16 protein-coding genes are annotated in these 17,598 nt (G+C 63.0%); 8 read left to right on the top strand and 8 right to left on the bottom strand.

Going from position 1 to position 17,598, the window contains the following annotated elements; all coding sequences use genetic code 11:
• Both AC1RTB_RS21415 and AC1RTB_RS21410 read right to left on the bottom strand, forming a co-directional pair.
• A complete protein-coding gene (locus AC1RTB_RS21415; RefSeq protein WP_492879519.1) occupies positions 1-1,254 on the bottom strand; it encodes an amidohydrolase family protein in 1,254 nt (417 codons plus the stop codon).
• Positions 1,255-1,265: 11 nt separating this feature from the next.
• Positions 1,266-2,675 carry an NAD-dependent succinate-semialdehyde dehydrogenase gene (locus AC1RTB_RS21410; protein ID WP_492879518.1) on the bottom strand — a complete coding sequence of 470 codons (1,410 nt, stop codon included), beginning with the start codon at positions 2,673-2,675 and terminating at the stop codon, positions 1,266-1,268.
• A gap of 193 nt (positions 2,676-2,868) precedes the next feature.
• Between AC1RTB_RS21410 and AC1RTB_RS21405 the strand changes: the two genes are divergently transcribed.
• From AC1RTB_RS21405 to AC1RTB_RS21380, 6 genes are all read left to right on the top strand, one after another.
• Entirely contained in the window at positions 2,869-3,645 is a 777-nt protein-coding gene (locus tag AC1RTB_RS21405) for a FadR/GntR family transcriptional regulator (RefSeq protein WP_492879517.1), read from the top strand.
• 144 nt (positions 3,646-3,789) lie between these two features.
• Positions 3,790-5,316: an ABC transporter substrate-binding protein gene (locus AC1RTB_RS21400; RefSeq protein WP_492879516.1), complete on the top strand. Its 1,527-nt coding sequence runs from the start codon at positions 3,790-3,792 to the stop codon at positions 5,314-5,316.
• Between the two features lie 18 nt (positions 5,317-5,334).
• On the top strand, positions 5,335-6,315 hold the full coding sequence (locus AC1RTB_RS21395; RefSeq protein WP_492879515.1) for an ABC transporter permease: 981 nt from the start codon (positions 5,335-5,337) through the stop codon (positions 6,313-6,315).
• Positions 6,316-6,318: 3 nt separating this feature from the next.
• Positions 6,319-7,128, top strand: coding sequence for an ABC transporter permease (locus AC1RTB_RS21390; RefSeq protein WP_492879514.1), 810 nt, complete (start codon positions 6,319-6,321; stop codon positions 7,126-7,128).
• Positions 7,125-8,759, top strand: a complete 1,635-nt coding sequence (locus AC1RTB_RS21385) for an ABC transporter ATP-binding protein (protein WP_492879513.1) — start codon at positions 7,125-7,127, stop codon at positions 8,757-8,759. The genes AC1RTB_RS21390 and AC1RTB_RS21385 overlap by 4 nt, the downstream gene beginning before the upstream one ends.
• The gene (locus AC1RTB_RS21380; RefSeq protein WP_492879512.1) at positions 8,756-10,159 is read left to right on the top strand and encodes an aldehyde dehydrogenase family protein; all 1,404 of its coding nucleotides are present in this window, start codon (positions 8,756-8,758) and stop codon (positions 10,157-10,159) included. The genes AC1RTB_RS21385 and AC1RTB_RS21380 overlap by 4 nt, the downstream gene beginning before the upstream one ends.
• A 112-nt stretch (positions 10,160-10,271) precedes the next feature.
• Here AC1RTB_RS21380 and hpaI read toward each other — a convergent pair whose 3' ends face one another.
• From hpaI to AC1RTB_RS21350, 6 genes are read right to left on the bottom strand one after another with little or no spacing between them, the layout of a single operon-like run.
• On the bottom strand, positions 10,272-11,078 hold the full coding sequence (hpaI, locus tag AC1RTB_RS21375; RefSeq protein WP_492879511.1) for a 4-hydroxy-2-oxoheptanedioate aldolase: 807 nt from the start codon (positions 11,076-11,078) through the stop codon (positions 10,272-10,274).
• An 8-nt stretch (positions 11,079-11,086) separates the two neighbouring features.
• Positions 11,087-11,893 (bottom strand): 2-oxo-hept-4-ene-1,7-dioate hydratase, encoded by an 807-nt coding sequence (hpaH, locus tag AC1RTB_RS21370; protein WP_492879510.1) that lies wholly within the window; start codon positions 11,891-11,893, stop codon positions 11,087-11,089.
• Positions 11,890-12,762, bottom strand: coding sequence for a fumarylacetoacetate hydrolase family protein (locus tag AC1RTB_RS21365; RefSeq protein WP_492879509.1), 873 nt, complete (start codon positions 12,760-12,762; stop codon positions 11,890-11,892). Before AC1RTB_RS21365 ends, hpaH begins: the two co-directional genes overlap by 4 nt.
• A 10-nt stretch (positions 12,763-12,772) precedes the next feature.
• The gene (gene hpaD / locus AC1RTB_RS21360; protein ID WP_492879508.1) at positions 12,773-13,753 is read right to left on the bottom strand and encodes a 3,4-dihydroxyphenylacetate 2,3-dioxygenase; all 981 of its coding nucleotides are present in this window, start codon (positions 13,751-13,753) and stop codon (positions 12,773-12,775) included.
• A gap of 15 nt (positions 13,754-13,768) precedes the next feature.
• The gene (gene hpaE / locus AC1RTB_RS21355) at positions 13,769-15,286 is read right to left on the bottom strand and encodes a 5-carboxymethyl-2-hydroxymuconate semialdehyde dehydrogenase (RefSeq protein WP_492879506.1); all 1,518 of its coding nucleotides are present in this window, start codon (positions 15,284-15,286) and stop codon (positions 13,769-13,771) included.
• Between the two features lie 11 nt (positions 15,287-15,297).
• Complete coding sequence (locus AC1RTB_RS21350; RefSeq protein ID WP_492879504.1) at positions 15,298-15,684, bottom strand: 5-carboxymethyl-2-hydroxymuconate Delta-isomerase; 387 nt, start codon at positions 15,682-15,684, stop codon at positions 15,298-15,300.
• A gap of 219 nt (positions 15,685-15,903) precedes the next feature.
• On the opposite strand from AC1RTB_RS21350, the gene hpaR reads away from it, so the two are divergent.
• Entirely contained in the window at positions 15,904-16,308 is a 405-nt protein-coding gene (gene hpaR, locus AC1RTB_RS21345; protein WP_492879601.1) for a homoprotocatechuate degradation operon regulator HpaR, read from the top strand.
• Between the two features lie 130 nt (positions 16,309-16,438).
• Complete coding sequence (locus tag AC1RTB_RS21340) at positions 16,439-17,572, top strand: RHE_PE00001 family protein (protein WP_492879502.1); 1,134 nt, start codon at positions 16,439-16,441, stop codon at positions 17,570-17,572.
• The last annotated feature ends 26 nt before the right edge of the window (positions 17,573-17,598 follow it).

The raw sequence follows: 17,598 nt of genomic DNA, 5'->3' as shown, positions 1-17,598 counted from the left end.
CTAGGATGCGGTTTTGGGACGGTTGGCGAGCACGTCTTCGGCGAGCGGCTTGCGGCGTGTCGTGTCCAGCTTGAACAGCCTTGCAGCGTTCAGACCGAGGATGTTGCGCTTGGCCTGCTCGGTGAGGAACGGCAGCGAGTCGATGGTGGCGGGCGAATCCCAGTCCCAGTGCGGCCAGTCGGACGAATAGAGCAGCTGCGTCTCGGCGTTCATGGCCTCCATGGTCGCTTCGAGAAGCTTCATGTTGCCGCGTTCGAGCGGCTGGCTCGTGTAATACATCTCGCGCATGTATTCGCTCGGCAGCCGCTTGAGGCCGGGCGCTTCGCTGGGGCGCATCATCACCTCGTGGTCGAGGCGCTGCATCAGGAACGGAATCCAGGCCAGCCCGCTTTCCACCCACAGCATGTTGAGCTTGGGGAAGCGCTCCGGCATGGCGTTGACGATCCAGTTGGTCAGGTGGATCTGGTTGTAGTGGGTGAACGAGAGCGCATGCATCGACAGAAAGCGGTTGAGCTGCGCGAAGGACGGGTCGCCCCAATGATAGCCGGAGTGGAAGGCCAGCGGCTTGTCCAGTTCCTGGATCATCGAATAGAGGCGCATGTAGCAGTCATGGTGGACCGGCTTGTTGCGGGTCGAGCAGACCGTGAAGCCGATGATGCCCTCGGTATCGCCGTAGCGCGCGACCAGCTCCTCGCAAGCCTCGGGCGTGTTGAAGGGCAGATAGAGCAGGCCCTTCATGCGCGTGTCGATGGGCAGGATGCGCTCGATCATCCAGCGGTTGAACGCCTTGGCCAGCGCCACCTCGATCTCGTCCTGCGGGTGCATGCCCAGCAGCAACATGGCGCTCGGAAACACCACCTGGTAGTCCAGCCCCATCGCGTCCATGCTGCGGCGCGCGGTCGAGATGAAGCGGTGGACGCTGTCGTCCAGCACCGGCTCGCGGCGTCCCTGGTGGCCGATGCGCCCGCCCACGCTCTGCAGCGACAGGCCAGGCGAGATGTTGAGCAGCGCGTTCGGGCCGGCAAAACCCTTGACCTGCTGCTGGCCGATCTGGCGCAGCACGTCATTGTCGATCAGGTCGATGATTTCGGACCAGAAATGATCTTCCGAAACGTGAGCGTCGACATCGACGATGAGATAGTCGTCAAAGTTCTTCGCCGCCTGGCGCGTGGCATGCGAGAGCACGTCGCGCGAGTCGGTCGAGCCGGTGATTTCACCAAGCTCGCGGAAATTGGGAATGGAATTCTCGTTCATTGCGCTACGTTTCAGCCCTGTGTCACGAATTTGGTCACGAGATAGCTATCGAGGCCTTCCGACCCGCCTTCGGATCCGTAGCCGCTTTCCTTGACCCCGCCGAAAGGGGTTTCAGGTGTCGTCAGGACCATGTGGTTGACGCCGACCATGCCGGACTCCAGCTCGTCGCCGATCCTTGTCGCGGTCGTTGTGTCCCGGGTGAAAGCGTAGGCGGACAAACCGAACGGCAACCGGTTTGCCTGGGCGACGACCTCGTCGAAATCCTTGAACCGGCGTGTCACGGCGACGGGTCCGAACGGCTCCTCGTTCATGATGCGGGCTTCGTTCGGCACATCGGTCAGGATTGTCGGCTGCCAGAAATAGCCGCGTTGGCCATGACGTTCGCCGCCCAGTTCGACGCGGGCGCCGCAACGTTCCGCATCCGAAATCATGCCTTCCACGGCACTGATCCGGCGGGCGTTGGCGAGCGGCCCCATCTGCGTGGTGGGGTCGAGGCCATCGCCCAGCTTGAGCGATGCGGCGACCTCGCGGAACCTGGCGACAAACCTGTCGTGGATGGATTCGTGCAGGTAAAACCGCGTCGGAGCGATGCAGATCTGGCCTGCGTTGCGATATTTCGACCGCGCCGTCATCTCGGCGGCTTTTTCGACATCGGCGTCGGCAAAGACGATGGTCGGCGCGTGTCCGCCGAGCTCGAGCGTCGCTGGCTTGACGCCTTCGGCCGCCAGCTTGGCGAGGTGTTTTCCGACGCGCGTCGATCCGGTGAAGGAAATCTTCTTGATGACGGGCGATGCGATCAGGTGCGTCGAGATCTGGTCCGGCACGCCGAAGACGATGTTGAGCACGCCGTCGGGAAGGCCGGCATCCGCGAGTGCCTGGGCGATAGCAAGGGTCGGCGAAGGGGTTTCCTCGGCGGGCTTGGCAATGCAGGAGCACCCGGCAGCCAGAGCGGCGGCGATCTTGCGGGCGGGGATTGTGACGGGAAAATTCCACGGCGTGAACACAGCGACCGGGCCGATCGGCTCGCGGAAAACCAGGCTGCGGACACCTGTTGTACGCGAGGGAATGATGCGGCCATAGGCGCGGCGGCCTTCTTCGGCGTACCAGTCGAAGATGTCGGCGGCACCCATGACCTCGGCCACGGAATCGCCGACCGGCTTGCCCTGCTCCAGCGTCATGAAATGGGCAATGGAGGCGGCGCGTTCGCGCAGCAAAGCTGCTGCCCGGCGCAAAATACCGTAGCGTTCGAAGGCTGAAACCTTGCGCCAGGACCGATACGCCGTGGCGGCCGCATCAAGCGCATTATCCAGATCGGCGGCTGTCGCGACCGGGATTTCACCGACAGTTTCGCCGCTGGCGGGATTGATAATGGGCAGGATCTCGCGATCGCCCGCCCTGACCCTCTCGGATCCGATCCGCATCAAGCGATCTATCTGACCTTCTATGATCATGTCCCACTCAACTGATTGAAATTGTTGAAGGCGGGAGCTCGTCACCGCCATTTTCAAAACATATGATAGTTTAAAAAAAATGGTCGTGCAATCGCCATTTTTAGCTTGATATTCGGCTCGAAATATTCTTTTTTGTCCTAAATATCGTATCAAAGGGATAGGCATGCAAAAAGCGCCTGATGCTGACGGTGGCGGTCTGACCCAGATGGTCGGGCCGGCCGAGCGCCTATGGTCCTCGGGCAAGCAGTCCACGCTCTCGGCGAACGTGATCGATCAGATACGAACGGTTCTGTTTGCCGGCCGGCTGGCCCCCGGCGATCGGCTTGGCTCGGAGGCGTCGCTGGCGCTGCAGTTCGGCGTCAGCCGCATGACCATGCGCGACGCTTTGCGCTCGCTCCAGGCGTCCGGCGTGCTCGATGTCAAGGTCGGCATCAAGGGCGGGATCTTTGTCGCCGAAGGCAATTCCGAGCGCCTTGCCGAGACCATCGCCATTCAGCTCAAGTTGATCGGCATCAGCACCGAAGAGCTGCTCGACACCCAGATCGCCATTGAGGTGATGGCGGCAGGCCTTGCGGCAACCAACGCCGACAGCGCCGATATCAAGGCGCTGCATGACGCGCTGGCCGAGGCCGAGCGCCTGATCGACGACGCCGAGGAATTCACCTGGGCGGCGATCAATTTCCATGGCTGCGTTGTCGGGGCTTCCCACAACCGGGTTCTGGTCGCGCAGTTCAGGGCGCTCAGCCATGTTCTGATGCCGCTTTATGTCCGCGGCTCGTCGCCGGAAGTGGCGCGGCGGGCAGTGGCGTTTCAGCGTGCCCTGATTGCCTGCATCGAAGCGCGCGGGCCCGATGCGGCGAGAAATCTGGTCTACCAACGTCTGCAGTTCGTCAAGTCGCGCCAATTGGGCGACCTGGCGAAGGGAGAGCCTGGCGAATGACCACGGAGGAGCGGTGAGGCCCATCGCCTTGCCGCTTTGGTTCACGCCGGGCGCAGAGGGGCCAGGTGCAGAGGGGAATGCCTGCTGAACGCCGCAAAAGGAGCGGGCGTTGCGGGTTAATTTGTGAAAAAGGGAGTGAGGAACATGTTTACGATTTCGCGCCGAAGCCTGCTCAAGATATCGGCGGCTTCCGGTCTTATGGCGGCATTGCCGCGTGGTGCGTGGGCGGCTGAGCCCAAGCGCGGCGGACACCTTGTCGTGGCCAGCGGCGGTGCCTCGACGGCGGACTCGCTGGATCCGCGCACATTCGGCTCGCCTTACACGGCGGTCATGTCAGGCATCACCTACAATTCGCTGATCGAGGTCCATGGTCTGGACATGGATTTGCGCCCGGGTCTCGCCAAGAGCTGGGAACCGGCCAATGGCGGCAAGACCTGGATCTTCGACCTGGTCGAAGGCGTGACGTTCCACAATGGCAAGCCCTTCACCAGCGAGGACGTGGTCTTTTCGCTGAAGCGCCATGGCGAGGAAGCCTCGCGTTCCAACATGCGCAGCATCATCAAGGGCGTGTCCGATATCCGCGCCGATGGTCCCAACCGCGTCATCATCGATCTGCCCGAAGCCAACTACATCTTCCCAGCCATGCTGACGGCTTTCTCGCTCGGCATCGTTCCGGCGGGAACAACGACGTTCGACGGTGTTGGCACAGGTCCCTACAAGCTGAAGAGGTTCTCGCCGGGTGAAGTTCTCGAAGCCGAGCGCAACGAGAACTATTTCAAGTCGGACGCAGCCTTTGTCGACAGCGTCGAGTTCCTTGCGATCAATGACGCCTCGGCGCTCGGCAGCGCTTTCCAGAGCGGCCAGATTCACCTCACCACGCTGCTCGACGCACGTACCGCGCCGCTGATGCGCCAGATGCCGAACCTCAAGATCTACAACACCGAGGGCCGCGGCTTCATCTGCTTCAACATGCGTACCGACATGGCGCCGTTCGACAATCCCGACATGCGCATGGCGCTCAAGCTTGCCGTCAACCGTCCCGACATGCTCGAGCGCGTTTCGGTGGGCGTCGGCCGCATTGCCAACGACACGCCTGTTGCGCCGAGCGATCCGGTCTACGCGTCCGACCTGCCGCAGACTGAATATGATCCGGTGCGCGCCAAGGAACTTTTCGACAAGACAGGCTTCAAGGGCCCGATCGTCTTGCAGACCTCGGAAGCCATCTCGTCGCGTGCCGTGGACATGGCCGTGATCTTTCAGGAGCACGCCGCCAAGGCGGGCATTCCCATCGAGGTCAAGCGCGAGCCTTCGGACGGCTACTGGGAAACCATCGTTGGCCAGACGCCGTTCCATGTCTCGGCCCGTTCCGACCGGCCGACGGCCGACGCGATCTTCTCGGTCGCCTTCCTCAGCACCTCTGGCAACAACGAGTGCAAGTGGGTGAACAAGGATTTCGACGCCGCCGTCATCGCGGCCCGCGCCGAACCCGACCTCGAAAAGCGCAAGGCCTTCTATGCGACCGCGCAGAAGATCTGCCGCGAGGATGGCGGAACCATCATTCCGTTCTTCTCCAGCACGGTTGAAGGTACGACCAGCGATCTCGATGGTTTTGTGCCCTCGGCACTGCAGATGGCCGGTTACCGCGCCATCGAGCAGGTCTGGTTCGCCTAGTACCAAGGACTGGACGGCATGACTCTATTCGCCAATTCCCCGGTGAAATCGTTCGTAGTAGCCAGGGTTGCGTCTGGACTCGTGTCGATCTTCTTCATCTCGTTCCTGGTCTTTGTGGGAACGTCGATGTTGCCGGGCGACGCAGCCAATGCGTTGCTCGGCCAAAATGCGACCCCTGAAACCGTCGCGGCCCTGCGCAAGGTGCTGGGCCTCGACGAACCCTTGCCGGTCAGATACCTGCACTGGCTGAGCAATGCGCTGCACGGCGATTTCGGCACCTCGCTGTCCAATGCCCAGCCGGTCATCAACCTGCTGGTGCCGCGCCTGATCAATTCGCTGATCCTGGCCTGTTCGGCAGCGGTGATCGTGCTGCCTCTGGCGATTGCGGCAGGACTGCTTTCGGCGATCAACCGGGGCAAGGCGATCGACACCGCGACCGGCTCGATCTCGGCGATCTTCCTGTCGATGCCGTCATTCCTGATCGGCTACCTCCTGGTTTTCATTTTTGCCGTCAAGCTTGGCCTGTTTCCGCCCTTGTCGATGGTTCGCTCCAGCGCCAGCTTCTCGACCTGGATTTCGGCCCTGACGCTGCCGGTCCTGACCCTGGTGCTTGTCGCGCAGGCCCATGTGATGAAGCTCACCCGCGCTGCCGTGCTTGGTGTGATGAGCTCCGACTACATCTTGATGGCCGAAACCAAGGGCATCCCGCGCAATGCGATCATCCTCAAGCACGCGCTGCCCAATGCACTGTCGCCGATCGTGTCGATCTGCATGATCACCATGGCCTATCTGATCGTCGACGTGGTGGTGATCGAAGCGGTGTTCAACTATCCCGGCATGGGCAAGCTGATGGTGGATGCCGTCGCCTATCGCGACATTCCGATGGTGCTGGCCTGTGGCGTGTTGTTCTCGACGATCTTCATCTCGCTCAATTTTGCCGCCGACCTGATGGCCATGCTCGTCAATCCGCGTCAGCGGCTGCCCAGGAAGGGGAACTGAACCGTGTCGAGCAAAGTGACGCTGGGCGTTTCCGTTGCCGTTCTCGCAACGATGGCGGCTGCCGCCATCTTCGCGCCGGTGCTTGCGCCCTTTCCGCCAAACGAGATGGTTCACACCCCGTTCGATGCGCCTGGCGTGGGCGGCCTTTTGGGCGCCGACGGCCTTGGCCGGGACATGCTGTCCCGCATCCTCTACGCCACGCGCTATACGTTCGTTGCGACCCTGATCGCGACAACGCTGGCCTGCATGCTGGGGGTGACGCTTGCCATCCTCGCCGGCTTGAGCAAGGGCTGGATCGATATCGTCATCGGGCGCGCCGTCGATATCCTGATGTCGATTCCGCAGATCATCTTCGCCTTGATCATCCTGGCCATTGCTGGCGTGTCGCTGACCACGCTGATCCTGACCATGGCGGTTCTGCAGTCGAGCACCTACTACCGTGTCACCCGCCCGATCGCCGGCGACCTGGCGGCGATGGAATATGTCGAAGTCGGACGCCTGCGCGGCGAACGCCTGCACTGGTATCTGTTCAAGGAGATCCTGCCCAACATGATCCCGTCGCTGCTGGCGCAGTTCGGTCTTGGGCTTTCTTCGGCGGCGCTTTTCATCAGCTCGCTCAGTTTCCTGGGCATCGGCATCCAGCCACCCGCAGCCGATCTCGGCGGGCTTGTCCGTGAGAATGCGCTGGCCCTTTCAACCGGCCGTCTGACACCGCTGATCCCGGCTTTCTGCATCGCGCTCTTCTGCCTGAGCGTGAACGGGATCGTTGATTGGCTCGTTGGTCGCTATTCTGACAAACCGGAAGTGAAATGAGCGGAAATCGGATACTGAGCATCGACAATCTGCGCGTCGAGGCACGTTCGAGCATCTTGCTCGATGACGTTTCGATCCATGTCGATCGCGGCGAGGTGCTGGGCATCATCGGGGAATCCGGGGCCGGCAAAAGCACGCTGGCGCTGAGCTCGATCATGCTGTTCAAGGCTGGTTGCGTGCCGACCGCCGGCTCCATCACATTGTGCGGCCAATCGCTGATGGAAATGGGCACCACTGAGCTCGAAACCATCCGGCGCACCAAGGCGTCTTATGTCGCCCAAAGTGCTGCCGCCGCGTTCAATCCATTCTACCGGCTGGAAGACCAGGTCACCGAAATTCCAGCCATGTCGCAGAAGCTGACATCGGCCCAGCGGCGGCGCATGGCGGTCGAGCTGTTCGAGGAGCTTCAGCTGCCCGACCCCGAGAATTTCGGGCGGCGCTATCCGCACCAGGTTTCGGGCGGCCAGCTGCAGCGGGCGATGATCGCCATGGCGCTGATCAACCAGCCCGATTTGATCATCTTCGACGAGCCGACAACGGCGCTCGACGTGACGACGCAGATCGAGGTGTTGCGGCTGATCAAGAAGGTCGCGCGTACCCACAATTGCGGCGCGCTTTATATCTCGCACGATTTGGCCGTGGTGTCGCAGATGGCCGACCGGATCGTGGTCATGCGCAACGGCAAGATGGTCGAGCAGGGCACCACCCGGCAGCTGGTGGACAATCCGCAAACCGAATACGCGCAGCGCCTTGTCGCCAACCAGGGCGACGGCAGCTATGCCAAATCGAATGGCGGCGATGCGGCCTTGCTCAACGTGAGCAATGTCGATGTCGGCTATGGCGGCGTCGCGGCGGTCAAGGACGCGTCGATCAGGCTCGGTGCAGGCTCCGTGCTGGCGCTCGTCGGTGAATCGGGCAGCGGCAAGACCACATTGGCGCGCAGCATCGCCGGGCTGCAGCCGGCCCGCACCGGCCAGATCCGGATGCGCGACAGCCTGCTGGCACCTGTTGTGGAGGGCCGCAGTTTCGATCAGCGGCGGCTGATCCAGTATATCCACCAGCTGCCCGATCTTGCGCTCAACCCGCGCCAGACAATCCGCGACATCATCGGCCGGCCGCTGACCTATTTCCATGGTCTGCGTGGTGCAGCCGCCGACAAGCGGCTCCGCGAACTGATGGAGTCCATCGAGCTGCCTGCCGCTTATCTCGACCGCTACCCGGCCTCGCTTTCGGGCGGGCAGAAGCAGCGCGTCTGCATCGCGCGCTCGCTGGCGGCAAAGCCTGATATTCTGATCTGCGACGAGATCACCTCCGCGCTCGATCCGCTGGTTGAAGAAAGCATCGTCAAATTGCTGACGCGGCTGATCGAGGACGAGGGGCTGAGCATCCTGTTCATCACCCACAATCTGGGGCTGGCGCTGCGTTTCTCTCATATGACGGCGGTGATGCAGGCAGGTCGGATCGTTGAGCATGGCGAAACGCGATCGGTGTTCGAGACGCCGCAGTCGGACTACACGCGCCGCCTGATCCGCGCTGTGCCGCAATTGCGCGAGGGCTGGCTGGACGGTTTTTCCAGCAATGCCGCACGGCCTGGGCCCGCGCCCGCTGAAATTCGAGGGAGACAAGAATGACCCATGCGATGATCATCGATGGTGAAAAGGTCGAAGCCGCCGGGTCGTTCGGCGTGATCGACCCGGCACGGGCGGAGGTCTTCGCCCAATGCCCCGCCGCCAGGCCGGAACATCTTGATGCAGCGGTCGCCGCTGCCCGCCGTGCGTTTGCCACGTGGCGGGACACGACGCTCGAGGAACGGGCAGCACTGCTTAACGCGATCGCCAATGCGGTCGAGGGCGACAAGGAAGCCCTGGCCGTGTTGCTTTCGACCGAGCAAGGCAAGCCTCGGGCCAGCGCCCATGGCGAAATCGGCGCGGCCATCCACTGGATGCGCGAAACGGCAAAGCTCAGGCCTGCCGTCGAGGTCATCCGCGACGACGAGAAGCTCAGGATCGAAGTGCACCGCAAGCCGCTTGGCGTGGTCGGCTCGATCACGCCGTGGAACCATCCGGTCCTGATCGCCGTCTGGCACATCATGCCGGCGCTGATGGCGGGCAATTGCGTCGTGATCAAGCCGTCGTCCTACACGCCGCTGAGCACGCTTCGGCTCGTCGAGCTCGCCAACGCGCATTTGCCGCGCGGCGTGCTCAATTCGGTCACCGGCGAAGGCGGCATCGGCCGTGCGATCGCCAGCCATCCCGGCATCGACAAGATTGTTTTCACCGGCTCGACCCCGACCGGGCGCAACATCATGTCCAACGCCGCGATAACGCTGAAGCGGCTGACGCTCGAACTGGGCGGCAATGATGCGGCGATCGTCCTTCCGGACGCGGATATCGACGCCATTGCGCCGGTGATCTTCGCCAAGTCGTTCGGCAACAGCGGCCAGACCTGCGCTGCGCTCAAACGGCTTTATGTCCATGAAAGCCTGCACGATGCGCTCGCCGAAAAGATCGCCGGGCTGGCGCGTGCGGCGAAGGTCGGTCCAGCGACCGATCCGGCAAGCGAGTTCGGTCCCTTGCAGAACAAGGCGCAGTTCGATCAGGTTCGCGAGCTTGCCGACGATGCCAAGGCCAATGGCGGCAAGTTCCTTTCCGGTGGCGCTGCTTCAGGCGAGCCGGGCTATTTCTTCCCGTTGACCGTGGTCACCGAGGTGACCGACGGCATGCGCATCGTCGACGAAGAGCAGTTCGGCCCAATCCTGCCGATCGTCCGTTACAGCGATGTCGATGACGCGCTTGCGCGTGCCAATTCAAGCGAAAACGGTCTGGGCGGCTCGATCTGGTCGTCGGACCTCAAGCGGGCCGAAGAGCTGGCGCGGCGTCTCGAATGCGGCACCGCCTGGGTCAATGACCACAGCTCGATTTCGCCCGCGGCACCCTTTGGCGGCGCCAAGCAGTCGGGTATTGGCGTCGAGTTCGGCCATTGGGGGCTCGAAGAATACATGCAGATGCAGACGGTTCACATCACGCGCTGAGCGCCAGCTTCAGCTGTGCGAGGCGGTTGCCGCTGGCGCTGGCGAACGCAGGACAGCAAAATGAAAGGGCGGCTCATGGCCGCCCTTTCTGCGTTTCAGATGTCGGGAGCGCTCAATAGCCGGAGCTGGACGCTTGGGGTGCGTCGTTGCGCGTTGCCTTGAACTTGCCGGCAAGCGTGCTCGTTGCCTGTGCCAGAAGCGTGACGTCGGTGCCGACAGCCACGAAGGCCGCGCCCAATTCGAGATAGCGTGCCGCAAGCTGCGTGTCGGAGGTCAGGATCCCCGCCGCCTTGCCGCTTTTCTGGATGCGCATGATTGCGTCTTCCACGGCTGCCTGGACCTCAGGAGCGCCAGGTTTGCCGAGATATCCCATGTCGGCGGCAAGATCGGCCGGGCCGATGAAGATGCCGTCGACGCCATCGACCGCAGCGATGTCTTCAAGTGCGGCAAGCCCGGCCCGGCTCTCCAGCTGGACCAGCAGGCAGGTCTCATTATTGGCCGTTGCCAGATAATCGGGAATGCGGTTGAAAGCCGAGGCGCGGGCAAGGGCGGCACCCACGCCGCGCACGCCATGCGGCGGGTAGCGCATGGCCTGGACGAGCTGGCGCGCCTGGTCCGCGGTTTCGACCATCGGCACCAGGATCGTCTGGGCGCCGATGTCGAGCAGTTGCTTGATGATCCAGGTCTCGCCGATCGGCGGGCGCACGACTGCACTTGCCCCTGATGCCGCGATCGCCTGGAGCTGTGCCGTCATCGTGGGAATATCGTTAGGCGCATGCTCGCCGTCGATGAGCAGCCAGTCGAAGCCGGCGCCGGCGCAGATCTCGGCGGTGTAGGCATTGGCAAGGCCGAGCCATAGGCCGATCTGTGCCTCGCCGCCCGACAGGGCGGCCTTGAACGTGTTAACTGGTGCGGGCATTGATATCTCTAGGCGAAATAGGCGCTGACGGTGCCGAAGGGGCCGAAATCGGCCATGATGGTGTCGCCGTGGCGCGCCTCGACGGGGCGGATGAAAGAGCCTGACAAAACGATGTCGCCGGCGGCGATCGAGCCGCCGAACATGGCCAGCCGGTTTGCCAGCCAGGCGATGCCGGCAGCGGGATGGTTGAGCACGCCAGCACCCAGGCCGGTTTCTTCGACTTCGCCATTGCGCGACACGATGGCGCCGATCCAGCGCATGTCGGCCTCGGTCGGGCGCATCGGCCGCCCGCCGGTGATGATGCCGGCATTGGCCGCATTGTCGGAGATGGTGTCGACGATGGTGCGCGTGCGCCCGGTCGCCGGATCGCTGCGCAGGATGCGCGTGTCGAGGATTTCGATGGCAGGGGCGATGAAATCGGTGGCGTTGAGCACGTCGAAGACCGTCGTGTTCGGCCCCTCCAGCGGTGCCTTCATGACAAAGGCGATCTCGGCCTCGATGCGCGGCTGGATGAAGCGGTCGGCCGGTATGGTCGCCGCATCCGAAAACATCATGTCGTCGAGCAGGACGCCTGAATCGGGGATGTCGATGTTGAGCGCATATTGCATCGCCTTGGAGGTCAGGCCGATTTTCCAGCCGATCCTGCGGCGGCCCTGGGCGAGCTTGAGCTGCACCCACTCGGCCTGCACGGCATAGGCATCTTCCATGTCCATCTCGGCATGATCGAGCGACAAAAGCCCGATCTGCTTGCGCTGCTTTTCGGCCTGGTCGAGACGCTGGGCGGCGGCCAGATGCTGTTGAGGCGAAAGCTTCATGGCTGTTCGTCCATGACAGTGTTGCGCAATGTGCCGATGCCTTCGGCTTCGACCTCGATGACGTCGCCCGGGACGAGCCAGCGTGGCGGGTCGAAGCGGGCACCGGCGCCAGTCGGTGTGCCGGTCACGATCACATCACCCGGCACCAGCGTGGTGAAGGTCGAGATGTAGGCGATCAGCTTGCGGAAGCTGAAGATCATGCGGCTGGTGCGATCGTCCTGCCGCAACTCGCCATTGACCCTGGTCGTCAGGCGGATGTCGGCAATCTGCGTCTCGTCGGTGTAGGGCACGAGCCAGGGGCCGATAGCGCCGGAGGCGTCGAAGTTCTTGCCCTGGGTCACGTTGAACTTGGCGTGCCGCACCCAGTCGCGGATGGTGCCTTCGTTGCACAGCGAAAGGGCCGCGATGTGATCGAGCGCATCCGTTTCGGCGATGCGGCGTCCGCCCTTGCCGATGACGATGACGATCTCGCCCTCATAGTCGAGCTGCGGCGATTCCGGTGGCCGCATGATCGCTGAGCGGTGCCCGACGAAGGAGCGCGGAAAGCGGATGAACAGCGACGGGTTGGCAGGGGCTGCCTGGCCGTCCTTGTATTCCTCGTTGCGGTCGGGAAAATTCACCCCGACACAGATCAGCTTCTCCGGTGCCGGGATCGGGATCTGGTAGGTCACCGCATCTTCGGCGATGTCAGCCGCACGCTTTGCCGCTGTTTCCGCGAGCTGATTGAAACCATTGTCCGCGATGACTTCGCGCAAGGTCGGCCACTGCGGGAAAAGCGGCGCGAGGTCGACGATGCCGTCGGAGGTGACAGCGCCGTAGCTGCTTTTGCCGGCATGCGTGTAGGTAGCGAAACGAGGCCTGTCGCTCATGTCGTTGCCCTCACGGTGCGATGATGGGTGATGCGGCAAGCGCGGAGGGCCGCGGCGCGGTGCCGGCAAAGGTGCTGCCTTCCTCGAACCACGAGCGCGGGGCAGGGGCGCCCCACAGCGTCTGGCGCTGCGGATCTTTGAGGTCCCACTTGATCGGCTCAAGATCTGGATCGACGGTCTGGTAGTCCGAGCAGTAGATCTCGATACGGTGACCGTCGGGGTCGCGGATGTAGAGAAAGAAAGCGTTGGAAATGCCGTGCCGGCCTGGGCCGCGCTCGATATTGCCGACGTAGCCTGTCGTTGCCATCAGGTCGAGCAGGTCGATGATGTTGAGCGGCGTCGGCACCCAAAACGCGACGTGATGCAGGCGCGGGCCCAGCCCGTTGGTGAAGGCGATGTCGTGCACGCCGCCCTTGCGGTGGGTCCATGCCGCCCACAGACGGCCGGTTTCGGCATCCTCGGTGAACTCGGTCACGCGGAAGCCGAGCTCGTTGTAGAAGGCCACCGACTGGTCGACGTCAGGCGAGAAGCAGTTGAAGTGGTCGATGCGCAGCGGCTTCACGCCCTTGTAGAGCGCGTATTTCTGGTGGATCGGCGCCAGCCGGTCCATCTTGGAATAAAATTCGAGCGGAATGCCGTGCGGATCGCGGGTACGCAGCGTGCGTGACTGATAGGGCCGCTCGACCCATTCGACCGGCAGCTCCTTGGCCTTGAAGAAATGCTCGGCCTTGTCGAGGTCGTCCTCGGAGAACACCTTGAAACCGAGGTCGCGGGCTTCGGCCCGGTCGCCTTGTTTCAGCACGATGCAATGGTGGCCGCGCTCTTCCATGGCGCGCAGATAGATCGTGTCGGCCGTCTCGTCGGTGACCTGGAGGCCGAGCGTGTCGACATAAAACGCGCGGGATTTGGCCAGATCGGTCACGGCCAGCTCGACATGGCTGAGCCGCACGATGTTGAAGGCGGGATAGAGGTTGGGTGTGGGCAATGGCATGATGTCTGTTCCCGCTCAGCCGCCGAGCTTCTGGATGTTGTGGGCCGTCGTGGCGAAGGCGATGTTTTTGGTTTCCATGTAGAAATCGAACGACCAGTCGCCGCCGTCGCGGCCGATGCCGGAGTTCTTGACGCCGCCGAACGGTGCCGGCAGATGGCGGACGTTTTCCGAGTTGACCCAGATCATCCCCGCCGCGAGCCCTTCGGTGAAGCGCAGGGCGCGTGTCACGTCGGATGTCCACAGATATCCGGCGAGGCCATATTGGGTGTCGTTGGCGATGGCCAGAGCTTCGGCTTCGTTGCCGAACGGGATCGCCGTCAGCACCGGCCCGAAAATCTCTTCCTGGGCGATGCGCATGTCGTTGCGCGCGCCGGTAAACAGCGTCGGCGCCACGTAGCAGCCGCCTCCTGGCCCTTCGACCTTGCCGCCGCCGGCGGCGATTGTTGCGCCTTCCGAGCGTGCGAGCTCAATATAGGACAGCACCTTTTCCTCATGGATCGGGTGGATGAGCGGGCCGACGACAGTCTTCGGATCGAGCGGATGGCCGACCTGGATACGCCTGGCTTTCTCCGCGACGATGGCGGTGAACTTGTCATAGATCGAGGCTTCGACCAGCAGGCGCGAGGACGAGGTGCAGCGCTCGCCGTTGAGCGAGTAGATCATGAACACGGCAGCGTCCGCGGCGCGCTCAAGATCGGCGTCAGCGAACACGATCACCGGGTTCTTGCCGCCGAGTTCGAAATGCACGCGCTTCAGCGTGTCGGCGCCCTGGCGCATGATCATCGAACCGGTGCGGCTTTCGCCGACGAAGCCGATCGCCTTGATATCAGGATGTTCGGTCAGCGCCTTGCCGGCATCTTCGCCGAGGCCATTGACGAGGTTCCAAACGCCCTTCGGCAGGCCGGCCTCTTCGGCGATTTCGACCAGGAGACGAGCGGTCAGTGGGGAAAATTCCGCCGGCTTGTGCACGATGGTGCAGCCTGCGGCGAGCGCGGGCGCGATCTTCCATGTCGACAGCATGAACGGCGTGTTCCACGGCGTGATGACGCCGACCGGGCCGATCGGCACGCGGGTGGTCATGTTCAGCTGGCCGGGCGCATGCAGCGTGCGGCCGTCGCGTGCCTCGGGTGCCTTGTCGGCGTAGTAACGGAAATTTTCGGCACCTCGCAGTGCCGCCTTGGCCATGAATTTCAGCGACTGGCCGGTGTCCATGCATTCGACGAAGGCGATCTCCTCGGCCCGCTTGACGATGGCGTCGGCAATCGCATGCAGCAGCTTCTTGCGAGCATCGCCCGATTGCGCGGCCCATGCCGGAAAGGCCGCTTTGGCAGCCTTGGCGGCCATGTCGATGTCGGCAGCCTTGCCATGTGCCACCTGGGCAAGCGGCTTGAGGTCGACAGGCGAGATGGTCTCGAAGGTCGTCCCATCGAGCGCAGCGATGGCTTCGCCGTTGATATGGTTGGTAACACCACCGGACCGGAAGCGCTCGAGATAGGCCTCGGCCTTGCGCAGATTATTTTCGAATTCTGACATGTGGTTTTCCGTCACGTGTTGCGCAGGCGCGGGTGGATGGCGTTGTTTTTCCAGCTCAATGCGGCGTCGATCTCGCGGATCTCGAGGGAAAGCGCGAAATGCGGCGTGGCAAAGAGCGGTGCGAGAAATGCGTTCGCGGCGGCGAAGATGACGGCGCCCGCGCGCTTCTTGTCTTCGGCGGATCGGCCCGCGCCGATCCTGAAGCTCATGTCGATGAAGCCATTTTCCGGCAGGCGGTCGGCGATGGCATAAGCGTTTACCCGCAGCGCCCGCACCCTGACGGCACCGTGCTCGAACAGGCCGGTGTCGAGGATCGCCTGCGACAGCCGCTCGCACAGTGCCTGCATGTCGACGCGGTCGTCGATATTGGCTGAATATTCAAGGGTGAGGTGAGGCAAGACGCTTCTTTCCGCTGAGGTGGCGCATCGATATTTAACATGTTAAGTAGTTTCATGATCCGATGTCAATACCGCCTTGCTGCCGAAGTCCGCCGAGCCGCGTTGATCCGTTGTGACGGGCGGCAATATCGGGAATAAAGTGCAAAAATGCCGGCCTCGTAGCCGCCCGCCATCCGGAGTTCGCCCTTGCTGCCGCAAAGCACCCGCCGTTCACTGCCCATGTCGCTGCTGCGCGCGCGCGAAGTGGTGATGGCCCAGTTTCGCCCGATCCTTGCCCAGCATGGCGTCTCGGAACAGCAATGGCGTGTCATCCGTGTGTTGGGCGAGCAAAGCCCGCTCGACGCTACCGAGCTGGCGGAGCGGGCCTCGATACTGGCGCCAAGCCTGACACGGATCATCAAGGCGCTGGAAGAGCGCAAGCTCATCACGCGCGGCAAGGTCGAAGGTGATGGGCGCCGTGTCATGCTGGCCATCGCGCCCAAGGGGCAGGTCCTGATATCAGAGGTCTCCCCGGAGAGCAGTGCCATCTATGACGAGGTCCAGAAACGCATCGGACACGAGCGCTACGAACAACTGCTCGATCTGCTTGAGGGACTGATCGACCTGGAGAGCCGCAAGGATTGAGCGCTCTGGTTGTTGCAGCGCGACCCTTGATACACCCCTGCAGCGGTCCCGATCTCTGTCGTGCGGGCCTTGCGCTATAATAAAGTGACGCCCACTATAGCTTCAGTTGCGCTTCGTGTTTAGTTGATCAATGGCTCACGTTCTGACTGATTTGCCCTTGGCGCACCTCGTTGGCCCGGCGATGCGTGCGAGCGAAGCGCTGGTGCGCCTCGACGAGCGCGTTGCCCGTTCGCCGGTGGGAAAGGGTTTTGTCGAGCGCAGCCATTTTGCAGATGCCGCATCGTCGCTGTGGCTCGATGGCGAGCTGGTGCATACCGAGGACCTGGTGTTGCATGACGCGCATATGGACCTGCGCGCGCCGACGCACGAACTGACCCGAGCGCATGAAATCCTGCGGCTCAGGCGCCAGATTTTCAGCAACAGGCCCGGCTGGGCGCTTGGACGCGAAGGCTTTGCCATACTGTGCGGACGCGGCGCTGTGCCGCCGGCGCCAAAATCGCAAGGGCAAGAGGCCGCGCTCGACGGCGGCGAGGAAGCTGAAGACGACAGCGACGACACCCTCAAGGCCGAGATGGCCGCGCTCGATGCGGCACTTGACCACGCCCAGGCGGTGCTCGAACGGACGCGCGGCGATGCAAAACTGCGCGCCCCACCCGCCGATGTGGCCGTGCGCCGTAACACCGATGACAAAAACCCGCTGATCTATGATGCCGACTGGGACGAGCCGGAGCGGCTTGCTGCCTGGCAGGGAGCGCTTTCCGACAGCGAGGGCCTGCCGCCGCTTCTGCGCGCGGCTGTTGTCTTTGACGCCTGGAGCGTGATGGCGCCGCTGCAGCATGCGCCCTGGCTCGGGCGCCTGCTCGTTGAAGCGCTGCTGCGCGAAATCGGAACGACAACAGCGCATCTTGCTGCACTTTATCTCGGCGCGCGGATCATCCCGCGCGAGCGCAGGCATTCGCGCGACCGCACGACGCGGCTGTTGGCCTTTCTCGACGGCGTCTACGAAACCGCCAGGGCCGGCACAAAGGAACACGACCGGCTGATCCTCGCCAAGACCCAAATGGACAGGCGGCTCAAGGGCCGCCGCTCGACATCGAAATTGCCCCAGCTGATAGAGCTTGTGCTGTCGCGGCCGCTGGTCTCCAGCGGCATGGTCGAAAAGGAGCTGGGCGTGACGACCGCCGGCGCGCTCAATTTGATCGGCGAACTCGACCTGCGCGAGATCACCGGCAGGGGCAGATACCGCGCCTGGGGCATCATGTGACCGGCAAGGCAAGCCTGCGGCGGTGG

The sequence above is a fragment of the Aminobacter sp. GW821-FHT11F06 genome, from assembly GCF_058808215.1.
The sequence above is the reverse complement of the archived record's forward strand: the minus strand, read 5'-3'. Positions and strand labels throughout refer to the sequence as shown.

What these genes read in the sequence shown, in the direction of transcription:
- AC1RTB_RS21340 (WP_492879502.1), top strand. Translation starts at nt 16,439, where the DNA reads ATGGCTCACGTTCTGACTGATTTGCCCTTGGCGCACCTCGTTGGCCCG.
- AC1RTB_RS21395 (WP_492879515.1), top strand. Translation starts at nt 5,335, where the DNA reads ATGACTCTATTCGCCAATTCCCCGGTGAAATCGTTCGTAGTAGCCAGG.
- AC1RTB_RS21410 (WP_492879518.1), bottom strand. Translation starts at nt 2,675, where the DNA reads ATGCGGATCGGATCCGAGAGGGTCAGGGCGGGCGATCGCGAGATCCTG.
- AC1RTB_RS21400 (WP_492879516.1), top strand. Translation starts at nt 3,790, where the DNA reads ATGTTTACGATTTCGCGCCGAAGCCTGCTCAAGATATCGGCGGCTTCC.
- hpaD (WP_492879508.1), bottom strand. Translation starts at nt 13,753, where the DNA reads ATGCCATTGCCCACACCCAACCTCTATCCCGCCTTCAACATCGTGCGG.
- AC1RTB_RS21380 (WP_492879512.1), top strand. Translation starts at nt 8,756, where the DNA reads ATGACCCATGCGATGATCATCGATGGTGAAAAGGTCGAAGCCGCCGGG.
- AC1RTB_RS21365 (WP_492879509.1), bottom strand. Translation starts at nt 12,762, where the DNA reads ATGAGCGACAGGCCTCGTTTCGCTACCTACACGCATGCCGGCAAAAGC.
- AC1RTB_RS21385 (WP_492879513.1), top strand. Translation starts at nt 7,125, where the DNA reads ATGAGCGGAAATCGGATACTGAGCATCGACAATCTGCGCGTCGAGGCA.
- AC1RTB_RS21415 (WP_492879519.1), bottom strand. Translation starts at nt 1,254, where the DNA reads ATGAACGAGAATTCCATTCCCAATTTCCGCGAGCTTGGTGAAATCACC.
- hpaR (WP_492879601.1), top strand. Translation starts at nt 15,904, where the DNA reads ATGTCGCTGCTGCGCGCGCGCGAAGTGGTGATGGCCCAGTTTCGCCCG.
- hpaH (WP_492879510.1), bottom strand. Translation starts at nt 11,893, where the DNA reads ATGAAGCTTTCGCCTCAACAGCATCTGGCCGCCGCCCAGCGTCTCGAC.
- hpaE (WP_492879506.1), bottom strand. Translation starts at nt 15,286, where the DNA reads ATGTCAGAATTCGAAAATAATCTGCGCAAGGCCGAGGCCTATCTCGAG.
- hpaI (WP_492879511.1), bottom strand. Translation starts at nt 11,078, where the DNA reads ATGCCCGCACCAGTTAACACGTTCAAGGCCGCCCTGTCGGGCGGCGAG.
- AC1RTB_RS21405 (WP_492879517.1), top strand. Translation starts at nt 2,869, where the DNA reads ATGCAAAAAGCGCCTGATGCTGACGGTGGCGGTCTGACCCAGATGGTC.